Genomic DNA, 22,464 nt, shown 5'->3' on the forward strand with positions numbered 1-22,464 from the left:
CTTACCCTGCGGGAAGCCTCTGCGCGTCTATAGCGGCTTTTGCCCAACCACGTACTGCTCAATATTTATTAATTTCATTAATTTTATTAATATTAATAATGGCTAAACAACGCATTAAGCTTGTTCCTCTAGTAGATGCTGAACAGTTCCAAAACTTCCTCTTTGAGGATAACGATTCGGTCACATTACGAGAATTTCTGTGTCAATGCCCTGCCCTGAGTACTGCTCCCATTGATGACAGTATAATGGAACTAAAATTAGGACAATTATCGATCGCGATCGCTCAAGAACCACCAGATTGTCCCCTCTATCGTCCCCCTGGTTTGGTGATTGCTGGAGGATTAGCAACAAATGACAAGCAATCTACTAATCAATCTACTAATCCAACCTCTACAGCAACCGTTCCCGCACCAATAAATTCTCAAACCCAATCAGAAACGAAACCAGACACCCTTACCACACCCTCAGATGATGATTTCCCCGCAGATATTAGCGAAAAGGATGCCGTCAAACTCGCTTATGCCGAACAAATTGACAGTGTTGCCTCTTTCCTGAGAACCGGACTTTCTGTATTAGTAGTCTGTGAAAAGCTAGTTGTTGCTCACCTCTGGCAAGAAATGGCAAGACGAGCCAATCTCAATCCCATTGAATTGACGGTTCCCGACGAGGAAGAAGGAGGTTTAATGCCTCGAAGTCTGCGTCAACGTCAACTAGCTACCCTAAAGAATTTAATTAATTCCCTCAAGCAAGGGGATATTTTAGTGATTCCCCATCTCGATTTACTTGCAGGAGGAAGCGATACTAACTTACCAACCGAATCGAGAGAACTCATTGAACTAGTTTACAAACAAAGCGATCGCCTAATCTTGGCTTTTGTGGATCGCTCCCAAGATATCCCAGAAGTCTTAGCAGCAAGATTCGCTGTCAGGTTGTTGATTAGTGGTGTATCTCGCACTGTCACCTATCCCAATGGGGAAGAAAAAAACATCGGTAGAGCCTTAGTTACAGCCGAAGAAGCCTCACATTTCCAAGATTTTGACCCAGAAGGGCTGTATAAAAATATTGCTGGTATGAATCCAATTCGCCTGCGTCATGCCATTAAATATGCCGTGCAAGAAGTAGCAGGAACCGAGCAAGTACCCGTAACCCGTCTCTATCAAGCAATTAGAGCCTTTAAAGCTCAAACGTCTGCCAATTTTGAAGTTCCCGATGTTAGTTTTAATGATATTGGTGGATATAGGGAAGTCAAGGCAGAACTAAGTAAAGCCTTAAACCTCATGACCGGTTCCTACGATTTACCAAACGAAAAATTACGAGGAGAACTTATCCCCAGAGGTTTTATTTTTCATGGTCCCCCAGGTACTGGTAAAACCCTATTCGCTAAAGCCATTGCTAATCAACTTAACGCGACAATTCAGGTAGTTTCGGGTCCCGAAGTCACAGATATGTACGTTGGTGAAAGCGAACGCAAAGTTAGGGAATTATTTGCCGAAGCTCGACGCAATGCACCAGCAGTTTTAGTATTTGATGAATTTGATTCCATTGCCACCAAGCGATCGGGAAGGGATGATGGGGGAAGTAGGGCAGGAAATGCTTTAGTTGCCCAAATTCTCACGGAAATGGATGGTTTTCGCCCCGACGTACCCATGTTAGTTATTGGTACAACTAACCGTCTTGATATTATTGACGAAGCACTATTACGCCCTAGTAGATTTAAAGCCGTTACCATTAATCGTCCCGATATTCAAGCCAGACGAGCGATCGCCCAAGTCCACGCCAAACATTTTAGTCTTGATAATATATCTCCGGAACTAATAGAAATCATCGCCACAGAAACAGAAGGAATGAGCGGGGATGATATTCGCTCCTTATTCCGAGATGCTTGTGTTGGTTTACATTGCGAGTCACCACCCCGTGTCCCCGATGCTCTTCGCTTTGGGGAATTGGTCGGTTTACTGCGTAAGGCTGCCATAGATCGTAATGCCAGTGTAGCCGAACGCCGCACCTCTGCTTTGGATGGTTTCCGTTCTGGTGAGCGAGTTAGACCAACAGTAGCTATGATTAGCCTAACACCTCAAGATAATCTGTAATTTGTGACGAGGGAATCAGGAGTGAGCGAAACCCCAGAGGAACTAACATCAATCCAACTGCTACAAAAAGCCGCCCAATGCTACATGAAAGCGGGATGGTTTGCAGATGCATGTCGAGTATGGGAGCAACTAGGGGAATATCACCAAGCAGCGCAAATCTACGAACAACAAGAAAACTGGCAAAAAGCAGCCCAATGTTATGAACAAGCACAAAATTGGGCAAAAGCAGCCGAGTGTTACCTAATTGGTGATGAACCGGAAGCAGCAGCCAATAGTTGGTTACAAGCAGGAGAAACCCTACAAGCAGCTTGGATATGGGCAGATAGTTTACAGCAGGTATACCGCACCAAAGGGGAATTAAGCAACTTTATCGCGCAAACAGAAATACAAGCATTAGAAATAGAACTCATAACAGCCCGTTGTCACGCAAGTAGTGGGAAAAAACGAGAAAGTGCCCTAATCCTGAGAGAACAACTCAACCAAATATTGAAACTAGTTACCCCATCCCAGAGACATCTATACACCTGGGGATTAAGAATAGCAGAAGTAATCAGAAGACCAGATTTAACAGCATTGATGTACGCCACAGGTTATAGAGCGAAGTTACCCAACGTCTGCAAAGAATGGGAAATATGGGCACTTGCAACAATGGGAGATGCGACAGGAATACCGAAGGAAGAAGCAGCAGAGGAAGAGCCGAGTTATGAATTTGAAGTAGTCACAGTTAACCGCAAGGGAGAAATCATCAAGCGAGTATGGCACCAAGCTAGATATTTCCGTGAACCCTTAGCAGAGGGGATTGAATTAGAAATGGTGTACATCCCAGGGGGAAGCTTCATGATGGGTTCACCAGAGGATGAGAAAGATAGTTTAAACAGAGAAAGACCCCAGCATCAAGTGACAGTACCAGCATTTTACATGGGGAAATACCAAGTCACCCAAGCACAATGGCAAGCAGTAGCGAAATTGCCAAAAATCGAACGAGATTTAAACCCAGAACCATCTAGATTTAAAGGAGAGAATCGCCCAGTAGAGCAGGTATCTTGGTACGATGCAGTAGAATTTTGTGCGCGGTTATCAAAAGCGACAGGAAAGGAATACAGATTACCCAGCGAAGCGGAATGGGAATATGCATGTCGAGCCGGAACAAGCACACCATTTCACTATGGGGAGACAATAACCAGCGAATTAGCTAATTATGCTGCACATCGTAATACCTATGCAGAGGAACCAGTAGGGGAATATCGACGAAAAACCACTCCTGTTGGTAGTTTCCCCCCTAATGCCTTTGGATTATACGATATGCATGGGAATGTTGAGGAATGGTGTGCAGATCCCTGGCATGAGAATTATGAAGGAGCGCCAAAGGATGGAAGTGTATGGCTGGAGAGTGATAACAATAATCGTTATCTTCTGCGGGGCGGTTCGTGGTTCGACGTTTCTAGGCTTTGCCGCTCTGGTTACCGCTACAACTATCTTACGCGCAACTACATCTACGATTATGTGGGTTTTCGTGTGGTGTGTGTGGTTGGGAGGACTTAGCCCTTTTTCCCTTCTTCCCCTCTTTGCCCTTTTGCCCTTCTTTAAAAATTTTTTTTTGAAAAATCGACTATCAGCCTTTGAAGGCAACTTAGTATAAAATCATCTAAACAAGCGTAATTGAGTTGAATTAATCCAGCTTTTCTACTTATTATCATTCCTATAAACAGTAAAATTTATAACTAACTAAACTATGGCTTGGTCGCAGGATGTCCAAAATACTATCAAACGCCTAAACAGTGTTAAACGCAATCTTAAGGGTTTATTCACAGGGCGAGATCAGGCAATTGACTTATTGGTATTAGCTACAGTTTGTCAAGAGCATTTATTACTAATTGGTTCTCCTGGAACCGCTAAAACGGCAATTATCAACCGCTATACCAATCTGATTGACGCTCAAGAATTTTCTTACTTATTAACTCGCTTTACCGAACCAACGGAACTTTTTGGTCCTTTGGATGTTGCAGCCTTCCAGCAGGGTACTTATCATATTTGTACCCAAGGTATGCTCCCAGAAGCACAAATTGTCTTTCTTGACGAAGTATTCCAAGGTAGCAGCGCTATCTTAAATTCCCTCTTAACCATCCTCAACGAACGCAGATTTTACAACGGTTCCCAACGTCAACCCGTGCCATTAATTTGTTTAATTGGTGCTTCTAACAACTTACCCGATGACCCAGCCTTAAGTGCCTTTGCCGATCGATTTGTGCTACGTTTGGAGGTCAATAAAGTAGAAGATAACCAAATTGATGAACTTTTGGAACAAGGTTGGGAGTTAGAACGGGAGCGAATTGAAGCGGCTAAACGAGCAATGGCAAATCAGGTTCCCAGTAAAGAATTGGCAACTGTAAAACTTAACGATATTCTCCATCTGCATACAAGATTAGCGGAAGTTAATTTAACTCGTGTTCGACCGGAATATGGGAAATTAGTGCGAGAATTGCGAGCCGAAGGCATTGATTTTTCCGATCGTCGAGTCGTCAAGGGATTAAAATTAATTGCTGGGGCAACTTTATTACGTGGTGCAGAATCAGCCGAAATTGCCGATTTTTGGTGTTTATTTCACCTTTGGGAGCAACGAGAAGAAGCAGACGTTCTCAAAACAGTTTTAAATACACACCTTGAAGAAGCGGGTATTGAATCCGTGGAAATATCCCGACCTGTAGCAGAAATTATCATGGATTTAGAGACAATAGCAGCCCAAGAACCCCTGTTATCCTCAGAATCTGCAGTCGGCGCTCACCTGATGGCACTTAACAAACTTAGACAAGAACTAATCAGCAACCATCCCCAAGATATAGATGCCCGCAAACGAGTTGAAACAGTCATTCAGCAGGGATTACAACTATTAGAAGTAAGGAGTTAAGTAAAAAGTATAGAGAAAGGACAAGGCAAAAAGAAAGACTGATAACTGCTAACTGATAACTGATAACTAACATCATGTGTAATCCTAGACGTATTCGAGTTACAGCCACCAGGCAATTAAACGAAGCTTGGCAAAGGGAAGTTTCCCGCACAGTTGAATTACAAGGACAAGTGACTGGTGAGGCACGAGTACGTCAACCCCTTGATTCTACCTTGGGTGTCCCAGCCTTAAAAGCCCTAGAATCAGCATTGGCAGATGAAAACTCTGGCTGGACAGAAGTTGGAGAAGGATATCGCTATGATGTGGAAGGAGGTTATGTTCTTTACCTTGTAGACGAGCAAGCTTTGGAAATAGTCGCTACCTTATCAGACGAAATACAGGTATCTGCACAAGCAGCCAGAACTATAGAAGGCTCATTAAATACTGCTATATCTACCGAAGCTGAAGGTAGATATTATGACGATGGTTGGGGTGGGCGTACCGAAGAAGTGGCTCAAAGAGAAGCACAAACAGCAGCCCAGCGAGAGTTAGACGAAATTGCCCGCTCCCAGATTGAACGAATGGGAAATGAGGCAGAAGCCCAAGCCGCATCTGATATTGAAGCCGCAGCTCGTACCCAAGCAGAACTAGAGTTACAACAACAAGCAGCACAACGCCAAGCAGCCCTTTCAGCCCAAGCAAGGCAACATCTCGATACTGTCGGGGTGCGTTGTCGTCAGGCTTTTAATCAAGTTTTGGCAAGGGCTTATCGAGATGCAATTCTTGCCTATGCTAGACGCAATGGGGCGGATAATATCCAGTGCAGTGAAGACGGTAACATTATTGATATTGAGTTTAATCTGCGGGAATAGGACAACTGTAGGAAAGCAGGAGAAAGAAATAAGAAATACAAATCAGGACTTATGCACGGACTACCTATTTACGTCATTGCGACGTAAAGAAGCAATCTCAAAAGCTTATTTCTTTGTAACGAGTGCGTAAGTCCTACAAATAATAAATACAAATAACAAATAACAAACTTATGGATGCCAAAGTCAGATTTCGGTTTAATCAATTGACTGGTGAGGTGGAAATATTTGAAGTCAGCGATGAAGGAACTATGCGTTTACCAGAAGCCGAACACAACGGCGAACACGATCGCATTGCTGCGGAATTGGGTAATATTATTGAGCGTAATCCCCGAATTACAGAAGCACCTTCCCATGATGTTCCAGTGCATACTCAACCAATTCCCGAACAACCACAAATTGATGAGCCTTTAAGCGATTCGGAAAAACAAGAACAACGACAAAGACAAGCCGAGTGAACCCAACCCCAGAAGAAGCAATCCAACTACTACAAAAAGCCGCCCAATGTTACATGAAAGCGGGATGGTTCGCAGACGCATGTCGAGTATGGGAACAGCTTGGAGATTACCAACAAGCCGCTCAATGTTACGAACAACAAGAAAACTGGCAAAAAGCAGCCCAATGTTACGAACAAGCTCAAAATTGGGCAAAAGCAGCCCATTGTTATTTAATGTGTGAGGATGGGGAAGCAGCAGCCAATAGTTGGTTACAAGCGGGAGAAACCCTACAAGCAGCCTGGATATGGGCAGATAGTTTACAGCAGGTATATCGCACCAAAGGGGAATTAATAAATTTTATCCCGCAAACGGAAATACAAGCATTAGAAATAGAACTAATCACAGCCCGTTGTCACGCAAGCAGTGGGAAAAAACGAGAAAGTGCCTTAATCCTGAGAGAACAACTAAACCAAATCCTGAAACTAGTCACCCCATCCAACAGACACCTATACACCTGGGGATTAAGAATAGCAGAAGTAATCAGAAGACCAGATTTAACAGCGTTGATGTACGCGACAGGTTATAGAGCCAAATTACCCAACGTATGCAAAGAATGGGAAATATGGGCACTTGCAACAATGGGAGATGCAACAGGAATACCGAAGGAAGAAGCAGTAGAAGAAGAAGCAAGCTATGAATTTGAAGTAGTCACCGTAAACCGCAAGGGAGAAATAATCAACCGAGTATGGCACAAAGCGAGATATTTCCGTGAACCCTTAGCAGAGGGGATTGAATTAGAAATGGTGTATATCCCAGGGGGAAACTTCATCATGGGTACACCAGATACGGAGAAAAAATCAGACTGGAGTCAAGGGAAGGAAGTACCTCAGCATCAAGTGGTAGTGCAAGCCTTTTACATGGGGAAATACCAAGTAACCCAAGCCCAATGGCAAGCAGTGGCGAAATTGCCAAAAATCGAGCGAGATTTAAATCCAGAGCCATCTAGATTTAAAGGAGAGAATCGCCCAGTAGAGTGTGTATCTTGGTACGATGCAGTAGAATTTTGTGGGCGGTTATCAAAAGCCACAGGAAAGGAATATAGATTACCCAGCGAAGGGGAATGGGAATATGCTTGTCGAGCCGGAACCACCACACCGTTTCACTATGGAGAGACAATAACCAGCCAATTAGCTAATTATGCTGCACATCGTGATACCTACGCAGAGGAAACAGTAGGGAAATATCGACAACAAACCACTCCTGTTGGTAGTTTCCCCCCTAACGCCTTTGGCTTATACGACATGCATGGGAATGTGTATGAATGGTGTGCAGACCCTTGGCATGATAATTACGAGGGAGCGCCAAAGGATGGCAGTGTGTGGCGAGATAATGGTAATGATAATCGTTCTCCTCTTCTGCGGGGCGGTTCGTGGAACTTCAATTCTTGGTATTGCCGCTCTGGGTACCGCCTCAATTATGGTACGCGCGTCAACTTCAGCGGTTATGTGGGTTTTCGTGTGGTGTGTGTGGTTGGGAGGACTTAGCCCTTTTTCTCTTCTTCCCCTCTTTGCCCTTTTGCCCTTCTTAAAAATTTTTTTTTGAAAAATCGACTTTAAAAAATAAATGGAGAAAAATAGTTTTCTCGCAAAAATCGAGATGTTTTGGGAGTGCGATCACTTTTGGGTGATGGTTGTTTTTGGGATGCGATCGCGTAGCTAAACGAAGTTATCGCCTTTGGGTGATAGTTGGTTTTTGGGGTGCGATCGTTTTTGTATGATGGTGGGTTTTAGGGAGTGCGATCGCCTTTGGGTGATGGTTAGTTTCGGGAATGCGATCGCTTTGATTAAAACAAAATATCAGCATAAATCAAGATAATATTATTGAGTGAAATTTCCCAATCTGCATGAACCCAACCCCAGAGGAAGCAATCCAACTACTGCAAAAAGCCGCCCAATGCTACATGAAAGCGGGATGGTTCGCAGATGCATGTCGAGTGTGGGAACAACTAGGGGAATATCACCAAGCAGCGCAAATCTACGAAGAACAAGAAAACTGGCAAAAAGCAGCCCAATGTTACGAACAAGCTCAAAATTGGGCAAAAGCAGCCGAGTGTTACCTAATTGGTGACGAACCGGAAGCGGCAGCAAATAGTTGGTTACAAGCGGGAGAAACCCTACAAGCAGCTTGGATATGGTCAGATAGTTTAAAGCAGGTATATCGCACCAAAGTGGAATTAAGTAACTTTATCCCGCAAACGGAAATACAAGCATTAGAAATAGAACTAATCACCGCTCGTTGTCACGCAATCAGTGCCAAAAAACGAGAAAGTGCTTTAATCCTGCGAGAACAACTAAACCAAATATTGAAACTAGTTACCCCATCCCAGAGGCATTTATACACCTGGGGATTAAGAATAGCAGAAGTTATCAAAAGACCAGATTTAACTGCCCTAGTATACGCCACAGGCTATCGAGCCAAGTTACCCAACGTCTGCAAAGAATGGGAAATATGGGCAATTGCGACGATGGGAGATGCGACGGGAATACCGAAAGAAGAAGCAGCAGCAGAAGAACCAAGCTACGAATTTAAAGTGGTAACAGTTAACCGCAAGGGAGAAATAATTAAACGAGTATGGCACAAAGCCAGGTACTTCATCGAAACCCTAGAAAATGGGATTGAATTAGAAATGGTGTATATCCCAGGGGGAAACTTCATGATGGGTTCACCAGAGGATGAGAAAGATAGTAATGATTGGGAAAAACCCCAACATCAAGTGACAGTGCAACCGTTCTACATGGGGAAATATCAAGTAACGCAAGCGCAATGGCAAGCGGTGGCGAAATTGCCGAAAATTGATCGAGATTTAAACCCAGAGCCGTCTAGATTTAAAGGAGAGAATCACCCAGTAGAGTGTGTATCTTGGTACGATGCAGTAGAATTTTGTGCGCGGTTATCAAAAGCAACGAGAAAGGAATATAGATTACCCAGCGAAGCCGAATGGGAATATGCATGTCGAGCCGGAACTACCACACCATTTCATTATGGGGAGACAATAACCAGCGAATTAGCTAATTATAGAGCTAACGAATATACCTATGCAGAGGAGCCAGTAGGGGAATATCGAGAAGAAACCACACCAGTCGGGAGTTTTCCCCCTAATAGCTTTGGATTATACGATATGCATGGGAATGTTTATGAATGGTGTGCAGACCCTTGGCATGATGACTATAAGGGAGCGCCAAAGGATGGAAGCGTATGGCGGGAGAATGGGAATGACAATTATTCTTCTTTGCATGGTGGCTCGTGGGACCTCGATCCTAGGATTTGTCGTTCTTCGTACCGCCTCAACTATTATACGCGCGACCTCATCATCCGTAATGTTGGTTTTCGAGTAGTTTGTGTGGTTGGGAGGACTTAGCCCTTTTTTCCTTCTTCCCCTCTTTGCCCTTTTGCCCTTCTTGAAAAATTTTTTTTGAAAAATCGACTTATTGCAGTATTTTTGACTATAACCTACGTAAATGGAATACAAAAACAGCACGGGGTATGTAACAATCAAAAACAGAGAATAATGAAGCAATACTAGAATAAAGGTATAAAATTATTCGTAAATAGAAGCTAGTTGAAGCAATCCCCTGGCAAAAGTAGAAAAATGTCTCATATTTGTTATTAGAAATGTCAGACCCACCCAAGTTCACGATTCGGCGCTTAACCCCAGAGGAAAAGCCAACACCAGAGTCAAACATTCCCGAAAAACAACCAGAGCAAACCCCAGCACCTTCATCAAAAATACCTACTCCCCAACCTGCACCAGAGACATCAACGGGTGGGTATTTTCGCAGCGCTACTAGTGTTCTAGGTTTTCTCGGCTCGGTTTTTGGTTCCAGGTTATCAGAAACAGCCGCCGTTCGTCGCACTCCCCAGGGAACATGGTGGGCAGAAATAGCCGTTACTCATGAACGAATCGCTCCCCTAATTTGGACAGTCGGAGGTCGTCCCTTCACCCGTCAAAATCAGCACTGGATACCATTATCTATATCGGGAGATTTACCCCCAAAGGGATCTAATACAGAAAAATTAGATGTTAGCAACTGGGCAATTGTCGATTTAGCAGAATTACTCGCATCAGCCAGCCTTCCCCCCAGTCGTTATTACGGAGCTACAGTTGTTGATGTTATCACCCCTGGTTCTCTCGGACGCTGGATTTTAAGCCGTGCAACAGCTTTGGGTTTAGATGTCACCCTCACACCAGCCTTACAACAACCATTACATAATAAGCAACAAGATAAACAACAAAATAAACAACAAAAAGGTTCCGGAGTTTTACTGATACAAATACGAGCAACAGGAAACCGGACTATTTCCCCTGCCTTAGTCCAGCGTTTAACCTGCTTACCTTATACAACAGTTGCAACTTCCTCCACAGATACCGAGAGAGGCAAAATATTAGTTGATGTACGTCAGCGTCTCTCCTTAGCTCCTAGTTTAATTGAGCCAATGATTCCCGAAAATGAAATTTGGGTACTAGGAACCGCAGATGTCGGTAGCTGGCGAATTATGACAACTGGTAATCAAATTGACGGTTCATTGCTATTAGATGCACCTCAACTTCCCCCAGCCCAATCTCCTCCCTTTAACAACGCTCAACCACCAAAACCCATACCTGTACAACTGGTTCCTCGTCCCGGAACAGGTAGGCAAGTTGATGCAGTCCTGCTAGATGATACCGAACTATCTTGGCTGCGTAATTTACTTATGGGGCGACCAATAGGAGAAATGGCGTTTATCTTACCAGGAGCCGGATACCACTTGTTAACCGCTCCCGGAGGCTTACCCGCACAAATCCCCTTGGGTATTCCTCTAGTTTGCATTGGTCCCGGTGCCTTATATCTAGAACTAGGCAAAGATTTCTACCCTTCCCTACCCGACGCAGCCCGTCAGCAACGTTTTCATCTCAATTCCCAAACAGCAGTTGCAGTAGCTCGCAACCAAACCTATCGCTTCAACACAGCACAAATGACCCCAGCTTGGGCTTTGTGGGTAGGAGATGCACCAAAAATTCAAGAAGGACTATCTCCACAAGGCAAAAAATTACTCAATAGCATTTCTCCACAGTTACAGAAGCAGGAAAGTAAGAAGGGAATACTAAATATTTTCAAAAAACCTAAACAAGTTGAAAGTCTTGAGGGAGTCGGACTTTTGGAACAAGCACAACAAGCAGAATTAAAGGGGGATTTGGTGAAAGCAGCAACTTTGTTAGAAAAAGGGGGTTATTCGGGACAGGCAGGTAGGTTGTATGAAAGGATTGTGGCGGGTGAGAAGTGAGTAGGGAGTAGTCAAGCAAAATGTTCGAGCGCTTTACAGACAAAGCAATAAAGGTAATGATGCTTGCTCAAGAAGAGGCACGCCGTCTAGGGCATAATTTTGTTGGCACAGAGCAAATCCTACTAGGTTTAATTGGGGAAGAAAAAAGTATTGCGTCTCAAATACTGACATCGGTGGGTGTCGATCTTAAAGATGCTCGAATTGAAGTTGAGAGAATAATTGGTCGTGGTTCAGACGTTGTAGGAGTAGATATTCCTTTTACTCATAGAGCAAAGAGAGTTCTGGAATTATCTGTACAACAAGCCGATCGACTTGGAGCTTCTGATATTACACCAGAACATCTACTTCTAGGATTGATTAGAGAAGGGGAAGGTGTAGCTGTTCAGGTATTAGAAATATTGGGTGTTGACCTATCAAAAGTTCAGACTCAAATCATGCAGATGCTGAAAAATGACAACAGCCAATCTCAAAATCCCGAACAGGAAAAAATTATTCATAATTATATTACTCGACAAGCACTAACTGTAGGATGTCAAGTCCAAAAAGATTTATCTACTAAAATTTCTCCCTTACCCAGCCATCTCCGTCTTCTCCCCACATCCCTAGCACAAATGCATCGATTGGGCATTTATCCCCCGTTATCCCTAATCCAAGACCTCCTCAACCTCACAGGTGGTCAACCCGTAGATAATTCCCTTGCACAACTGGCAAAAGAAACCGCAATTTCTGGATTAATCGCCCTAAATTGGTCTAGACCTGCTCGCATCGGACTAGTTGCCCTACTACTGCATAAAATTCCCTTTCCCGACTGGGAACCCCCATCAGGCATATCTCCCAGAGAAATTAACAACGCTCTCCAAGCTGCTTTAAAAGGAGAAGTCATTGAACCACAAGCCCCACCTCCCCCCATATCTCTATTGCAGGAAGCAGCTAAACTCATAGATGAACAGTTGCTATGTTTACTGACAATTATCGGTGAGCAAGCTGTTGCATCTGAACCTGCTTTACCTCTACGTTTACTTTCCCGTATCCCCAATTTACCAGCTTTAAGTTCCCTACAACGTCAATTGTTAGGGGTGCGCGTTTGTTTCAGCAACCATACAGGACACTCAATAGGTAACGCTCCTGGCGCAGAACGAGGTCAAGTCAGTGGTGTGGAAACATCTAGCCGCACTGATTGGATTTCCTTACTTCCCAGTCAATTAGCCCTACCCGAACAAGTACTTAACTACCGTTACCAACGGGGAGAATTATTATTTCGTACCCGCGAACTCGCAGAACCTCCACAAATGCGTCCTACAGTTCTGCTGTTAGATATTAGTCCCCCAACTTTTGGTGCGATTGAAGCCATTACCCGCATATCTGCATTTGCTGTAGCTAACTTTTTACAGCAAGCAGATGTACCCGTAGTTCTCATCACCACAGGAGAAGAGCAAGAACAAATATTGCAACTTGAGAATCCAGAGAATTTAGTTGAAATTTGGACACATCGAGCAATATCACCAGTAAATGAGGTGAGAAGTTTAAAGCTAGCTAATGCGATCCGAACTAACCTCAAAGACGAAAGTGGACTCGAACCAATTATTTTACTGCTAACTCATCCTTGGTTTGGCGCTGATGCAAAAATATCCCCCATCCCAGGACTACGAGGGTTATTTGTACAATATCCTTCTATGCCAGTACAACCAGCTGTTGCCAACTTATGCGAAAGATATTCATGCATCAATATGGAACAAACAACAGAGTTAGGTCAAATTCTAGGATACTTGATGGCATAAACTATTAAACTATTAGGACAAACCAACACCAGGAATTAACGTTTCACAAGCAGGACATTGGTGACTCTGCATCTGATTTTTGATGAATTCAAAACCACGACGTTGAATCAAAACGGTTCCACAATCAGGACAATTCGTATCTTGATTTCCCTGTCCTAAAAAATTACCAAAATATATATATTTTAATCCTTGCTCTAACCCAATATCACGAGCTTTGTACAAGGTTTCAAGGGGTGTAGGTGGCACATTTTCCATTTTGTAAGCCGGAAAAAATCGCGTAATATGCCAAGGTGTATCCACCCCCAATTCCTGAACAATAAATCCAGCTATATCTGCTAATTCCTGTGGCTCATCATTAATTCCAGGAATAATGACTGTGGTTATCTCTAGCCAAATGCCAAAAGACTTCATCAATTTGAGACTATCAAGAACAGGTTGTAAACGTCCCCCAAATTTCTGATAACTTTTATCTTGAAATGCTTTTAAATCTACATTAGCCGCATCTAAATAAGGCTGACACATCTGTAACATTTCTGGGGTCATAAAACCATTAGTTTTAAAGACATTCAAAAGTCCATTACTGTGAGCCAAACTAGCAATTTCATGGACATATTCAAAAAAGATAGTTGGCTCAACATAAGTATAGGCAATACTTCTACAACCTGACTCCAGAGCCGCATTGACAATTTGTTCGGGACTAGCTCCAACACCAAGCTCAATAAACTCTTCTGCCGACATTTGGGAAACTTGCCAATTAGTACAGTACTGACAATGAAAATTGCAGCCAGCCGTTGCTAAAGAATAGGTGCTTGAGCCAGGATAAAAGTGAAATAAAGGTTTCTTCTCAACCCCATCTACATTTTGAGTTACGGTACGACCAAAAACCATAGAATAAAGTAACCCATCTTGATTTTCTCTTACCTGACAAATGCCCCGCTTGCCTCTATCAATCAAGCAGTAATGGGGACACAATTGACAAAAAACACGTCCATCCTGCTTTTTTTGATAAAGCATAGCTTCTTTCAGCTTTCCTACCACCAATGCCTTAAATTCCTTAACGAAATTTATCTCGATGACTGCGATTGTAGCGTCTGTGAGGGTAAAGCAATAGTCATCCGCAACAAACACGCAATATTAAAAACAAAAAGTTGTCTTCCATAAGGACAGTCGATTTGAGTGATGCAATAATCTCTAAATTGGGAGAGCGATGGCACTCATTCAATTTCTCGCCATTTCTCCGTCAACTGGAATAATCAACCCACCCCTGGATAATTGGGAAATTACCTGTGGGTTGTGTCCAAATCAATAGTTCATAAATACTATACTTATCACTGCTGGACACCAGCAACACTTCGAGAAGCCAAGACGCAAGCTACAGTGACCACACGATTTTGCCATGCTTGGTAAACCATGTCCCGCTCATCTTTCGGTTCAATAAACTGGTAAACCCTTTCCCGCTTTCCCCTACTCCCTATCCTGCCAACGTAGATTAACTTCAATCCCAACTTGCTGAGTAGTGTTTGTGCGATCGCAACCTCACTCATCCCCTCAGAAACAGAAATCCCCAAATAGTCGCGGATAAAATATCGATGCTTCACAGCCAAAGCCTTCAAATTCTGCAACTCCACATCGGAACCGCGAAACATTATCCCCGGTGTAAGAAAATGACGAATATTCAATTCCTCCAATATCAGCACAGCAGGCAATAACTGTCCACGGTTAAAATCAGGCTTCCACATAGCGCGATCGCCCTCTTCGATTTGTGATTTAGCCCTCTTAGAATCACGAGAGACAAGATTTTCCCGTCCCAAGGTCAAAAAGTAATGCAACCGCAATTGAGGGTAGTAACCGTCATCATCTTTATGGACAAGTTCAGGTGTCACATCAATGCCATAACGCTCTTTCAAAGACGCTTTACGTTCTTGGTATCGCTCGGTTTTGGTTTTGGCTTTTTTGTCCTGTAACTTCTTAAATTCAGTGTCAGAGATGGTTTCGGATTGTGCGATCGCATTACACTCCTCCCTATACAATTCCTGGGATGCGGCTTTTACCGACTCAAAAACCCCCTGACTCTCCTCCTCCTTAATATCCTCTGCATCAATCACCCGATAACCATCTTCAAGCAAACCTTGCAGCACGAACTCTCGATAGCACCGCATTTGGGTATTAATCACACAAGCCCGTTTCGCCCAGCTTTGTAGAGATTCGGGTTGAAAATTCTCATCGATGCTGTAATCAGCGTTGTCAGCTTGGGATAACAAAGCAATATTCGTTCTCGTCGCAGCGTGTTGACTTGCCAACAGTGAACCCATTGATGTAGAACCATTTCCCACAAAGCCCATACCACAACCTCTCACCCAAATGTGACGGTCAACAGTCTCCCGCAATCTCGCTAACATCTGCCGTACTGAGTTTGCAGACTGTACACCTTGGAATATTCCCCACACTGCGGAAAAATGACCCTTGATGTCAATTGATACCCCAGTTTCTAGACTTGGGGAAGCGATAACCAAATCGTATTTGGTAAGAATTTCATTGAGATGAGCGATGCAACCAAAAGCAGGATGTGACGGCTCAGAAACAGATTCGCTGTCGATTCTCAGTATGCGTAAATCTGGGAATTTGCGCCGAAATCGTTCTTCTAAAGCCTGCGTTCCCCATTTTGATTTCACTTTTTGGGCAGAACAGCACAGTAAATGATGCCCACCTTCGGGAATTGATCTATCCAGCGCAGCGATTAAGTCTTTGGGATTACTGCCTTCGTAGTTGTAACAATTTCCAGATTGGGGTTGGTAATTGTTAAGAATTGCAAATGGTTTAACTTTAATTTCCCCAGTTAAGGAAAGTACGTAATCCACATCACAATCAGATACATCCGCACTTGCCAGATAAATCTTTCCTTGTGGACTGCTCAAGACATTTTGGATTAGCAACTTGAGGTTTTTGAGGACAGAAACCCGACGTTTTGCTACCTCGGTTCCAGAGTTGAGTAAGTGCCAGAATACTTGGTCACACTCATCAATGATGACGGTATCGTTATACCAATCATTAGGATTGAATCGGGCTTGGCTTTGTTGGTGGAGAGAGTCTATACAGACTCCATAACCTAATAAGTCTCCTGTTTCAGAATCTCTGACTTCGGTTACATAGTTGACTCCAAAACGGTTACATAAAGCTTCTCCAAGTTGAATTCTGTGAGTAATAATTAGCACTCTCCTATTTTGCTCGTGTGCCTTCGCAACTTCACCTGTCAACCATTCCGTTTTACCAGTTCCTTTTGCTGATTTCAGAACAATGAGTTTTTCTGTGTCTGGGATTTGGATATGTCCAAGGAAGACGCGATCGCACTCAATTGCAGGCTGATAAGTCAACAGCGTAAACAAGTTAACCTGCCAAATATCAAGGGTTTCAGCTTTGTGGTAAAGCATGTTAAATGCATCTTCTCCCTGGGCAACTACAAAATCATCAACACCCTTCTCTGGTCCAGGTAATTCGATAACTTGAACCTTGCATTTGTCCATCGCAAGTAATTTCCCCATGCGTTTAATTGCAGTTCTGACATGCTGCATTGTTTCTGGTTTCTTGTCGCAATCGAAGCAAATGTCAATCCGTCTATCTTCAGTTGCAAAGTGCTTTAAGTCAGGGATTAAAAAAGGTTTCCCTGTAATATTCCCCTCTTCATCTTTAGGAGTGCGGTATCCAGAATTAACTCCAGGGATTGCGATTGCCGCATAGCCAGCAGTTAACAAACAAGCCGCTTTCTTTACTCCCTCGACAATTACCAATGGTACATTTCGTCGCCAAACCCAATGCCAAAAGCCCTGTGGATTTTCTAAATCTTCGTATGGTATTTCTATTCCAGAGTATCTTGAAATCAGTCTCCAAGTTTTTAGTGGCACTTGCAAGAAAAATGCTCGCGTTGCCTCCTTGTAGGGATGCTCATACTTAATATACTTGTGTATTTTATTCCTATCACGTCTAGGTCTATCTGGCTTAAAGCATCCCCACATCATGGGATTATAGTCATTGAGTGGGTCAATCCCGTTACACCACCAGCCACCGTGTTCGATGTGGCGATATTTTGTTAAATCACCGTCTCTGAGCCTTCCATCGTTACGGCGTGATATTTTTGGGCTGTAAATCAAATACTCGTATGGTGTTCTACCTTCGAGAGATTTAACGTTGAGATTTATGATTTCTCGATCGACTTCACTATCGAGCCATTCTTGAAAGTGTTGGGATTCTACGTATGAGATAGTGATACTCCCCAGGAGTCGCTTTGCGGAGCTTGCGTGACGTAAGTCGTTCGCGTTCATATTCCCCTCCAAATTTTATAGCTAAGTTTTGATACGTAGACGCATGACAATGGAGCGGCAAATGTAGAGATACCGCACTTCAAAGCTGTTCACTATTATTTGTGTTGCTTATAAAGGCAAATCGTTAACATGCTTACCCATACGTTCTGCTCTTGTAGACGCATGGAAATGTAACAACATATAAACTAATGCCGTCGTTAAAATTCTTTGTTGCACTGATACTAATTACTGATATCTGCGTTTTTCGCAGATATATCCAATAAAAAAGGTCAATTATAACCAGCAATTATGGAGATTGATATCTTTATGCCACATCTATATTGGCATCAATGATAATCATGTGGGCTTGATTTTTATTGCGTTTTGGTGGATTACTTTTTACTTCTATTTCCTCTAAAACAGTTAAGCCAATTTCGTCATTTGTTGATGGTAAATGAATTTTGTCACCAATATCATCTGGCTGCCATTCCAAAATATCTCCAGGTTGGCACTCAAGTACCTTGCAAAATCGACCGAGAGCATCAAAAGTGATTGATGCAGCTCGACCTTGCTCAATTTTTTGAATATTTTGCAAGCTATAGCCAGTCCTTCTTGCTAGCTCATTTTGGGAGAAACCTTTAGCTTCTCTAGTATTCTTCAATTTTACAAGCACAGGCATTTCCTAACTCTTACTCCTTAAGGTAGCACTACTTATAGTTGGTAATCTCTGGCGTGTGTATCTATAAGTAATATAAATACTTACCAAGAGTAGCATTACTAATCGTAATAGAAAAATTGTATTTAGCTCATATATACTCTTTTAAGTTGTGCTACTGTAGGTAGTATGCGAATTAGAAACGAGCCAATCCAATAACAAAAGGCGATCGCCCACAGCCTGAGAAACTCGTGCGATCGCCTTTTAGGCGGCTCCCTTGAGAGCATCGCCTTTTGGAACTTTTCCTTAATAGGAGTCTATATTATGACGTATGTGACGGGTACGCGGCAACCACTTGAAAACCATCACTCACAATCGCTCCAAAGCCTCAGCGAAATTAAAGCTGTAGAAATCTCTTTTGAGGAACACGAGATTTACGCTGGTGAGAGAGCGATCGCTCGCATTATCTACAACGATGAAGATTTCATTACTCAACCTTGGATGGTAATCATCAATGGTTTAGAAGTCCATAGAGCAAATACTTGGGCAATTTGCTACAACTACATTACCTGGCACTTCAAGCAAGGAACGCTTCCCCATCAAAAAGAAGCAATTGGCGCAGTTAATAGCGATACTTCTGTTCCCCGTAGGTGTTCCCAGAGGGTAAGGAGTGGCTACCACCATCGCATTGCTTTACCAGTATTTGTTTCCAAACAAACCCGAAAATCGAGACAAGTCGCTTTCGCTGCAAATTTCATTCTACGCATTTATTTCAAATACTTAGAAGTTCTTAAAAAAGCTGTCAATTACTTAACTTTACTGCTTAAAAGGCAGCAAAAATCTAGTAAAGCCAAATATTACAAGACTTGAAAGTAATAAAAATATAGCAATTTTTGCAAGTTAGTTATATGAGCAATACCATCCAAGATGGTTGCCAAAGGCATCGCTGTAGAAAATTGCTATGTCTCTAAATTTAAAAGTTGGTTGATAGTAAGTAAAAGTTGAGTACATAAAACTTATTTGCTATCAAATAATTACTAATAAAACGTGGAGTAAAATCATGAATTCTGAAATTAAGTTAGGACTGTGTAATCCGCCAGAACCAATATTTTTGTATGTCAAAAATGGGGAATTGAGTGGCGAACTCTTTCTTTGGTATCAGTACGATATCAACAATAATCAAACAATTCCCGTACAACAAAGAGGATTAACAGGATATTTACAAAATCTACGATTGACGAGCAAAGAGTTTAAGGGCAAGGACAATATGAAGTTAGATATTGTTATCGCATCAGATGAAATTTATGTTATCAGAACTGGGATAGAAACAAATTTTGCAAAAACATTTCTCTTAGCGGCATCCCAAGTTGATAACTTTTCCAAACCTCTGATTATTGCCGCGACTCCTGGCGAGGAAAATGTTGTGTTTTGCCGAATTTATGATGCAATAACAAAAAACAGAATTCGTAGTGAATGGGATAAAAATGCAGATTGGGCGGGAATAATTAGCAATATTCAGTCTCGTTTAGCTAAGTTGTCTTCAGGTAATTCCACCACAACACAAAACTCAATGTTACCCAGCCATAGACAAGATGCAATCTCCCGATAAAACACACGAAGAGACTGTTCAAATTCCTCGTTGGTTGGCAAGATTCATTTTGTGTGAAAGACAAAGATATCATCACCAACGAGTATTTTTTGAACTATTAATACCAATGGCACCAGAAGAATGGTGTCTATTTTGGATACCAATTATTCACCCAGATGTAGAACTACCAAATCCAGGCGAACGGAACCCCCATGGTTATATGAAGGCTTGCACTGTAACGCTTTCATTTTTAACTGGTTATAATGAGAGAACTATTGAAGGGTGGTTTTATGGGAAACCATATCATTATTCTGTGGGAATATTATTAAGATGCTTTCATCTGATTTTCCAATTACAGGGATATTTGAAAATAATTAACGATTAAATCTCAATTTATTAGTTAATCCTCACGAGATGAAAAATATTTCAACTCAAGCGATCGCTCTAAATATCAAGCTGAGTATATTTTGATTTTCACTTATTAATTAATATGTCAGAATCACCAGTCATCTATAATATAGAGATAAAGTACCAACCTGTGTCAGCTATGCTGTCAGATAAACCAAAAACGGTAATACTACCCAGCACCGAAGAATTAGCCTGTTCGGATGATATACCTGTGGATAACGAGGACCAAAATTTTCTCCCCAACATTTTACTATTCCTGCTAACTTCGATTTGGGCTGACCGCACAGATTGGTATTTTGGTGTAGATATGGCAATCTACCACACCACAGGGGTTAATCCGAGAGTACCCGTAGTTCCAGATGCATTTTTGAGTTTGGGAGTGGAACGTAAAAAAGGTGGAAAATCCCGCCGAAGCTATGCTGTTTGGGAAGAAAATGAGGTAGTACCGATATTAGCCTTAGAAATGGTATCCCACACTCCAGGGGACGAATACGACGAAAAATTAGAAATATATCGCAAACTTGGCGTACTTTACTACATTATTTATAATCCAGAATTTTGGTTGCGCGATAGACATCAACCATTTGAAGTTTACAAATTAATAGATAATAATTATCGATTACAAATTGGCGAACCATTATGGATGCCAGAAATAGGTTTAGGAATTGGAAGACATCAAGGTGTTATTGGTGGAATTCAACAGGAATTTTTATCTTGGTATAACGAACAAGGCGATCGCTATTTAATGGCAGACGAAATTGCCCAACAAGAAACCCAAAGGGCACAGAACGAACAAAAACGAGCAGAAATAGAACAAGAACGAGCTGAACAGTTAGCACAATATCTACGTTCTCTTGGTATCGACCCTGATAATTTACCTAATAATTAGTAATTGATAAATAAATAAAGAAGAATTCAGAAGTCAGAATAAGAAATGCATCAAAGTTTTTAGCTTTGGTGCTTTTATTTTGCTTGGCAATCAGATACCAATCACCGAAAATTTACGAGAATATTTACATTAAATATGACAATTGATTGTTTAATAAAAGTGTTGTGAATCCAGCACAGATTGTAACTCAATAGAACAGTCTGTTCATTTCAACAGAAGGTCATATTTAAAAGAACTTGTAGTTTCATTCATGAGATATGTACAAAGGCTTTATACCCAATCATCCTTAGCTCAAGAAGTTTCTGTCAGTACCACGACAATTCGGAACTGGTGTCGTTTTGCCGATATTAAAATCCCCAAACGAAGAAGCTTTTTTAGTTGCCTCGATTTAGAATTATTGGCTTGTTTTTATGTAGCAAATCAATTTCTCAGAGTCAGCCAAGAAGACTATCTAGAAGAAGTAGTCTGTAGGGGAGGCTTGAAATTATACGTGCGAGAAGTTAGACGCACTGAGTTGTATAAATTTCTGACTGAGTTTTTAACGCTAGAGGAGCAAGACTATTTTTTCGTCAAAATTCTAATTGAAAAATTAAAAGAGGAACAAAGCAATGAATCTGTCAACAGCAGTGCAGCAGCTTGAAATTTCAATTTCCGATTGCAAAGCAATTTGTCAAGTTTTAGATATTGCGGTCGCCGATAACTCAATTAGCAATGAAAGCTTCCTCAAGGTAAAGGCGTTCATTGCAGCTTGTAAAGAAAAGAGTGTGAGTATTGCTGAGGGTATTCAAGAATTGTTGAATTTGAAAAGTGAAGCCCAAACCCAACAGCAAGTAATGGGTAATAGGTTCAATTTGAATGAGTTTTTCCAGCAAAGAATTGGTGTTGACTCCCAACAACTAAATCCTGGCAGTTACCATTTCGATTTGTACCAATTACTTCTTAAATCGGAGTCAATTTCTCAAGTTGGTTATGCGCTATTTCGAGAAGCTTTCCTACGTCAAACTCAAGATTTGATTATGAACGGTGTGGGAGAATCTGAAATTCATCAAAATCAAACAGTTGGTGGTTTTGATAACGTTTTTGGAGATATTGAAGCGGAGTTTGAACGCAATTTTTTGGGAACTTCGGTGAATTGGGGAAAAGGGGAACACCCGATATTGGCAGCATCCAAGCAAGCATCCCTACCATCAGCGGAAAAAACGAATACATCACAGTCCCCTTCGCAGAAGAAATAGTTGATGCTGTCCCA

General features: G+C 42.1%; 18 protein-coding genes and 1 pseudogene. 15 read left to right on the plus strand and 4 right to left on the minus strand.

Annotated elements, in window-relative coordinates:
- Positions 1-98: 98 nt before the first annotated feature.
- The 6 genes from CAL6303_RS11185 to CAL6303_RS29130 all read left to right on the plus strand — a co-directional run bounded on the left by CAL6303_RS11185 (position 99) and on the right by CAL6303_RS29130 (position 7,824).
- Complete coding sequence (locus CAL6303_RS11185; RefSeq protein ID WP_015197961.1) at positions 99-2,090, plus strand: ATP-binding protein; 1,992 nt, start codon at positions 99-101, stop codon at positions 2,088-2,090.
- 21 nt (positions 2,091-2,111) lie between these two features.
- Positions 2,112-3,632: a formylglycine-generating enzyme family protein gene (locus CAL6303_RS28815; protein ID WP_015197962.1), complete on the plus strand. Its 1,521-nt coding sequence runs from the start codon at positions 2,112-2,114 to the stop codon at positions 3,630-3,632.
- A 190-nt stretch (positions 3,633-3,822) separates the two neighbouring features.
- Entirely contained in the window at positions 3,823-4,995 is a 1,173-nt protein-coding gene (locus tag CAL6303_RS11195) for an AAA family ATPase (protein ID WP_015197963.1), read from the plus strand.
- A gap of 74 nt (positions 4,996-5,069) precedes the next feature.
- Positions 5,070-5,846, plus strand: coding sequence for a hypothetical protein (locus tag CAL6303_RS11200; protein ID WP_015197964.1), 777 nt, complete (start codon positions 5,070-5,072; stop codon positions 5,844-5,846).
- 170 nt (positions 5,847-6,016) lie between these two features.
- A complete protein-coding gene (locus CAL6303_RS11205) occupies positions 6,017-6,301 on the plus strand; it encodes a hypothetical protein (protein WP_015197965.1) in 285 nt (94 codons plus the stop codon).
- A complete protein-coding gene (locus CAL6303_RS29130; protein WP_015197966.1) occupies positions 6,298-7,824 on the plus strand; it encodes a formylglycine-generating enzyme family protein in 1,527 nt (508 codons plus the stop codon). Before CAL6303_RS11205 ends, CAL6303_RS29130 begins: the two co-directional genes overlap by 4 nt.
- 181 nt (positions 7,825-8,005) lie before the next feature.
- On the opposite strand, the gene CAL6303_RS30295 is transcribed toward CAL6303_RS29130, so the two are convergent.
- On the minus strand, positions 8,006-8,143 hold the full coding sequence (locus CAL6303_RS30295) for a hypothetical protein (protein WP_158333143.1): 138 nt from the start codon (positions 8,141-8,143) through the stop codon (positions 8,006-8,008).
- 40 nt (positions 8,144-8,183) lie between these two features.
- On the opposite strand from CAL6303_RS30295, the gene CAL6303_RS29135 reads away from it, so the two are divergent.
- The 3 genes and pseudogenes from CAL6303_RS29135 to CAL6303_RS31075 form a co-directional block, all read left to right on the plus strand.
- The gene (locus CAL6303_RS29135) at positions 8,184-9,698 is read left to right on the plus strand and encodes a formylglycine-generating enzyme family protein (RefSeq protein WP_015197967.1); all 1,515 of its coding nucleotides are present in this window, start codon (positions 8,184-8,186) and stop codon (positions 9,696-9,698) included.
- A gap of 254 nt (positions 9,699-9,952) precedes the next feature.
- Positions 9,953-11,602: a hypothetical protein gene (locus CAL6303_RS11220; RefSeq protein ID WP_015197968.1), complete on the plus strand. Its 1,650-nt coding sequence runs from the start codon at positions 9,953-9,955 to the stop codon at positions 11,600-11,602.
- 20 nt (positions 11,603-11,622) lie between these two features.
- Positions 11,623-12,048, plus strand: a pseudogene (locus CAL6303_RS31075) (Clp protease N-terminal domain-containing protein); the annotation flags it as partial.
- 1,344 nt (positions 12,049-13,392) lie between these two features.
- On the opposite strand, the gene amrS reads toward CAL6303_RS31075, so the two are convergent.
- The 3 genes from amrS to CAL6303_RS11240 all read right to left on the minus strand — a co-directional run bounded on the left by amrS (position 13,393) and on the right by CAL6303_RS11240 (position 18,354).
- On the minus strand, positions 13,393-14,508 hold the full coding sequence (amrS, locus tag CAL6303_RS11230) for an AmmeMemoRadiSam system radical SAM enzyme (protein WP_015197970.1): 1,116 nt from the start codon (positions 14,506-14,508) through the stop codon (positions 13,393-13,395).
- A gap of 200 nt (positions 14,509-14,708) precedes the next feature.
- The gene (locus CAL6303_RS11235; protein WP_015197971.1) at positions 14,709-17,696 is read right to left on the minus strand and encodes a plasmid replication protein, CyRepA1 family; all 2,988 of its coding nucleotides are present in this window, start codon (positions 17,694-17,696) and stop codon (positions 14,709-14,711) included.
- 304 nt (positions 17,697-18,000) lie between these two features.
- Positions 18,001-18,354 (minus strand): helix-turn-helix domain-containing protein, encoded by a 354-nt coding sequence (locus CAL6303_RS11240; RefSeq protein ID WP_015197972.1) that lies wholly within the window; start codon positions 18,352-18,354, stop codon positions 18,001-18,003.
- A 300-nt stretch (positions 18,355-18,654) separates the two neighbouring features.
- Between CAL6303_RS11240 and CAL6303_RS30725 the strand changes: the two genes are divergently transcribed.
- The 6 genes from CAL6303_RS30725 to CAL6303_RS11270 all read left to right on the plus strand — a co-directional run bounded on the left by CAL6303_RS30725 (position 18,655) and on the right by CAL6303_RS11270 (position 22,450).
- Complete coding sequence (locus tag CAL6303_RS30725; RefSeq protein WP_015197973.1) at positions 18,655-19,200, plus strand: hypothetical protein; 546 nt, start codon at positions 18,655-18,657, stop codon at positions 19,198-19,200.
- A gap of 190 nt (positions 19,201-19,390) precedes the next feature.
- The gene (locus CAL6303_RS11250; RefSeq protein WP_015197974.1) at positions 19,391-19,939 is read left to right on the plus strand and encodes a hypothetical protein; all 549 of its coding nucleotides are present in this window, start codon (positions 19,391-19,393) and stop codon (positions 19,937-19,939) included.
- A complete protein-coding gene (locus CAL6303_RS11255) occupies positions 19,923-20,303 on the plus strand; it encodes a hypothetical protein (RefSeq protein WP_015197975.1) in 381 nt (126 codons plus the stop codon). Before CAL6303_RS11250 ends, CAL6303_RS11255 begins: the two co-directional genes overlap by 17 nt.
- Before the next feature lie 162 nt (positions 20,304-20,465).
- Complete coding sequence (locus CAL6303_RS11260) at positions 20,466-21,215, plus strand: Uma2 family endonuclease (RefSeq protein ID WP_041740451.1); 750 nt, start codon at positions 20,466-20,468, stop codon at positions 21,213-21,215.
- Between the two features lie 250 nt (positions 21,216-21,465).
- Positions 21,466-21,855 (plus strand): hypothetical protein, encoded by a 390-nt coding sequence (locus CAL6303_RS11265; RefSeq protein WP_015197977.1) that lies wholly within the window; start codon positions 21,466-21,468, stop codon positions 21,853-21,855.
- Positions 21,824-22,450, plus strand: coding sequence for a hypothetical protein (locus CAL6303_RS11270; RefSeq protein ID WP_015197978.1), 627 nt, complete (start codon positions 21,824-21,826; stop codon positions 22,448-22,450). Before CAL6303_RS11265 ends, CAL6303_RS11270 begins: the two co-directional genes overlap by 32 nt.
- Positions 22,451-22,464: the final 14 nt, after the last annotated feature.

Origin of the sequence: Calothrix sp. PCC 6303 (genome assembly GCF_000317435.1) — a bacterium.
Classification (GTDB): Bacteria; Cyanobacteriota; Cyanobacteriia; order Cyanobacteriales; family Nostocaceae; genus PCC-6303.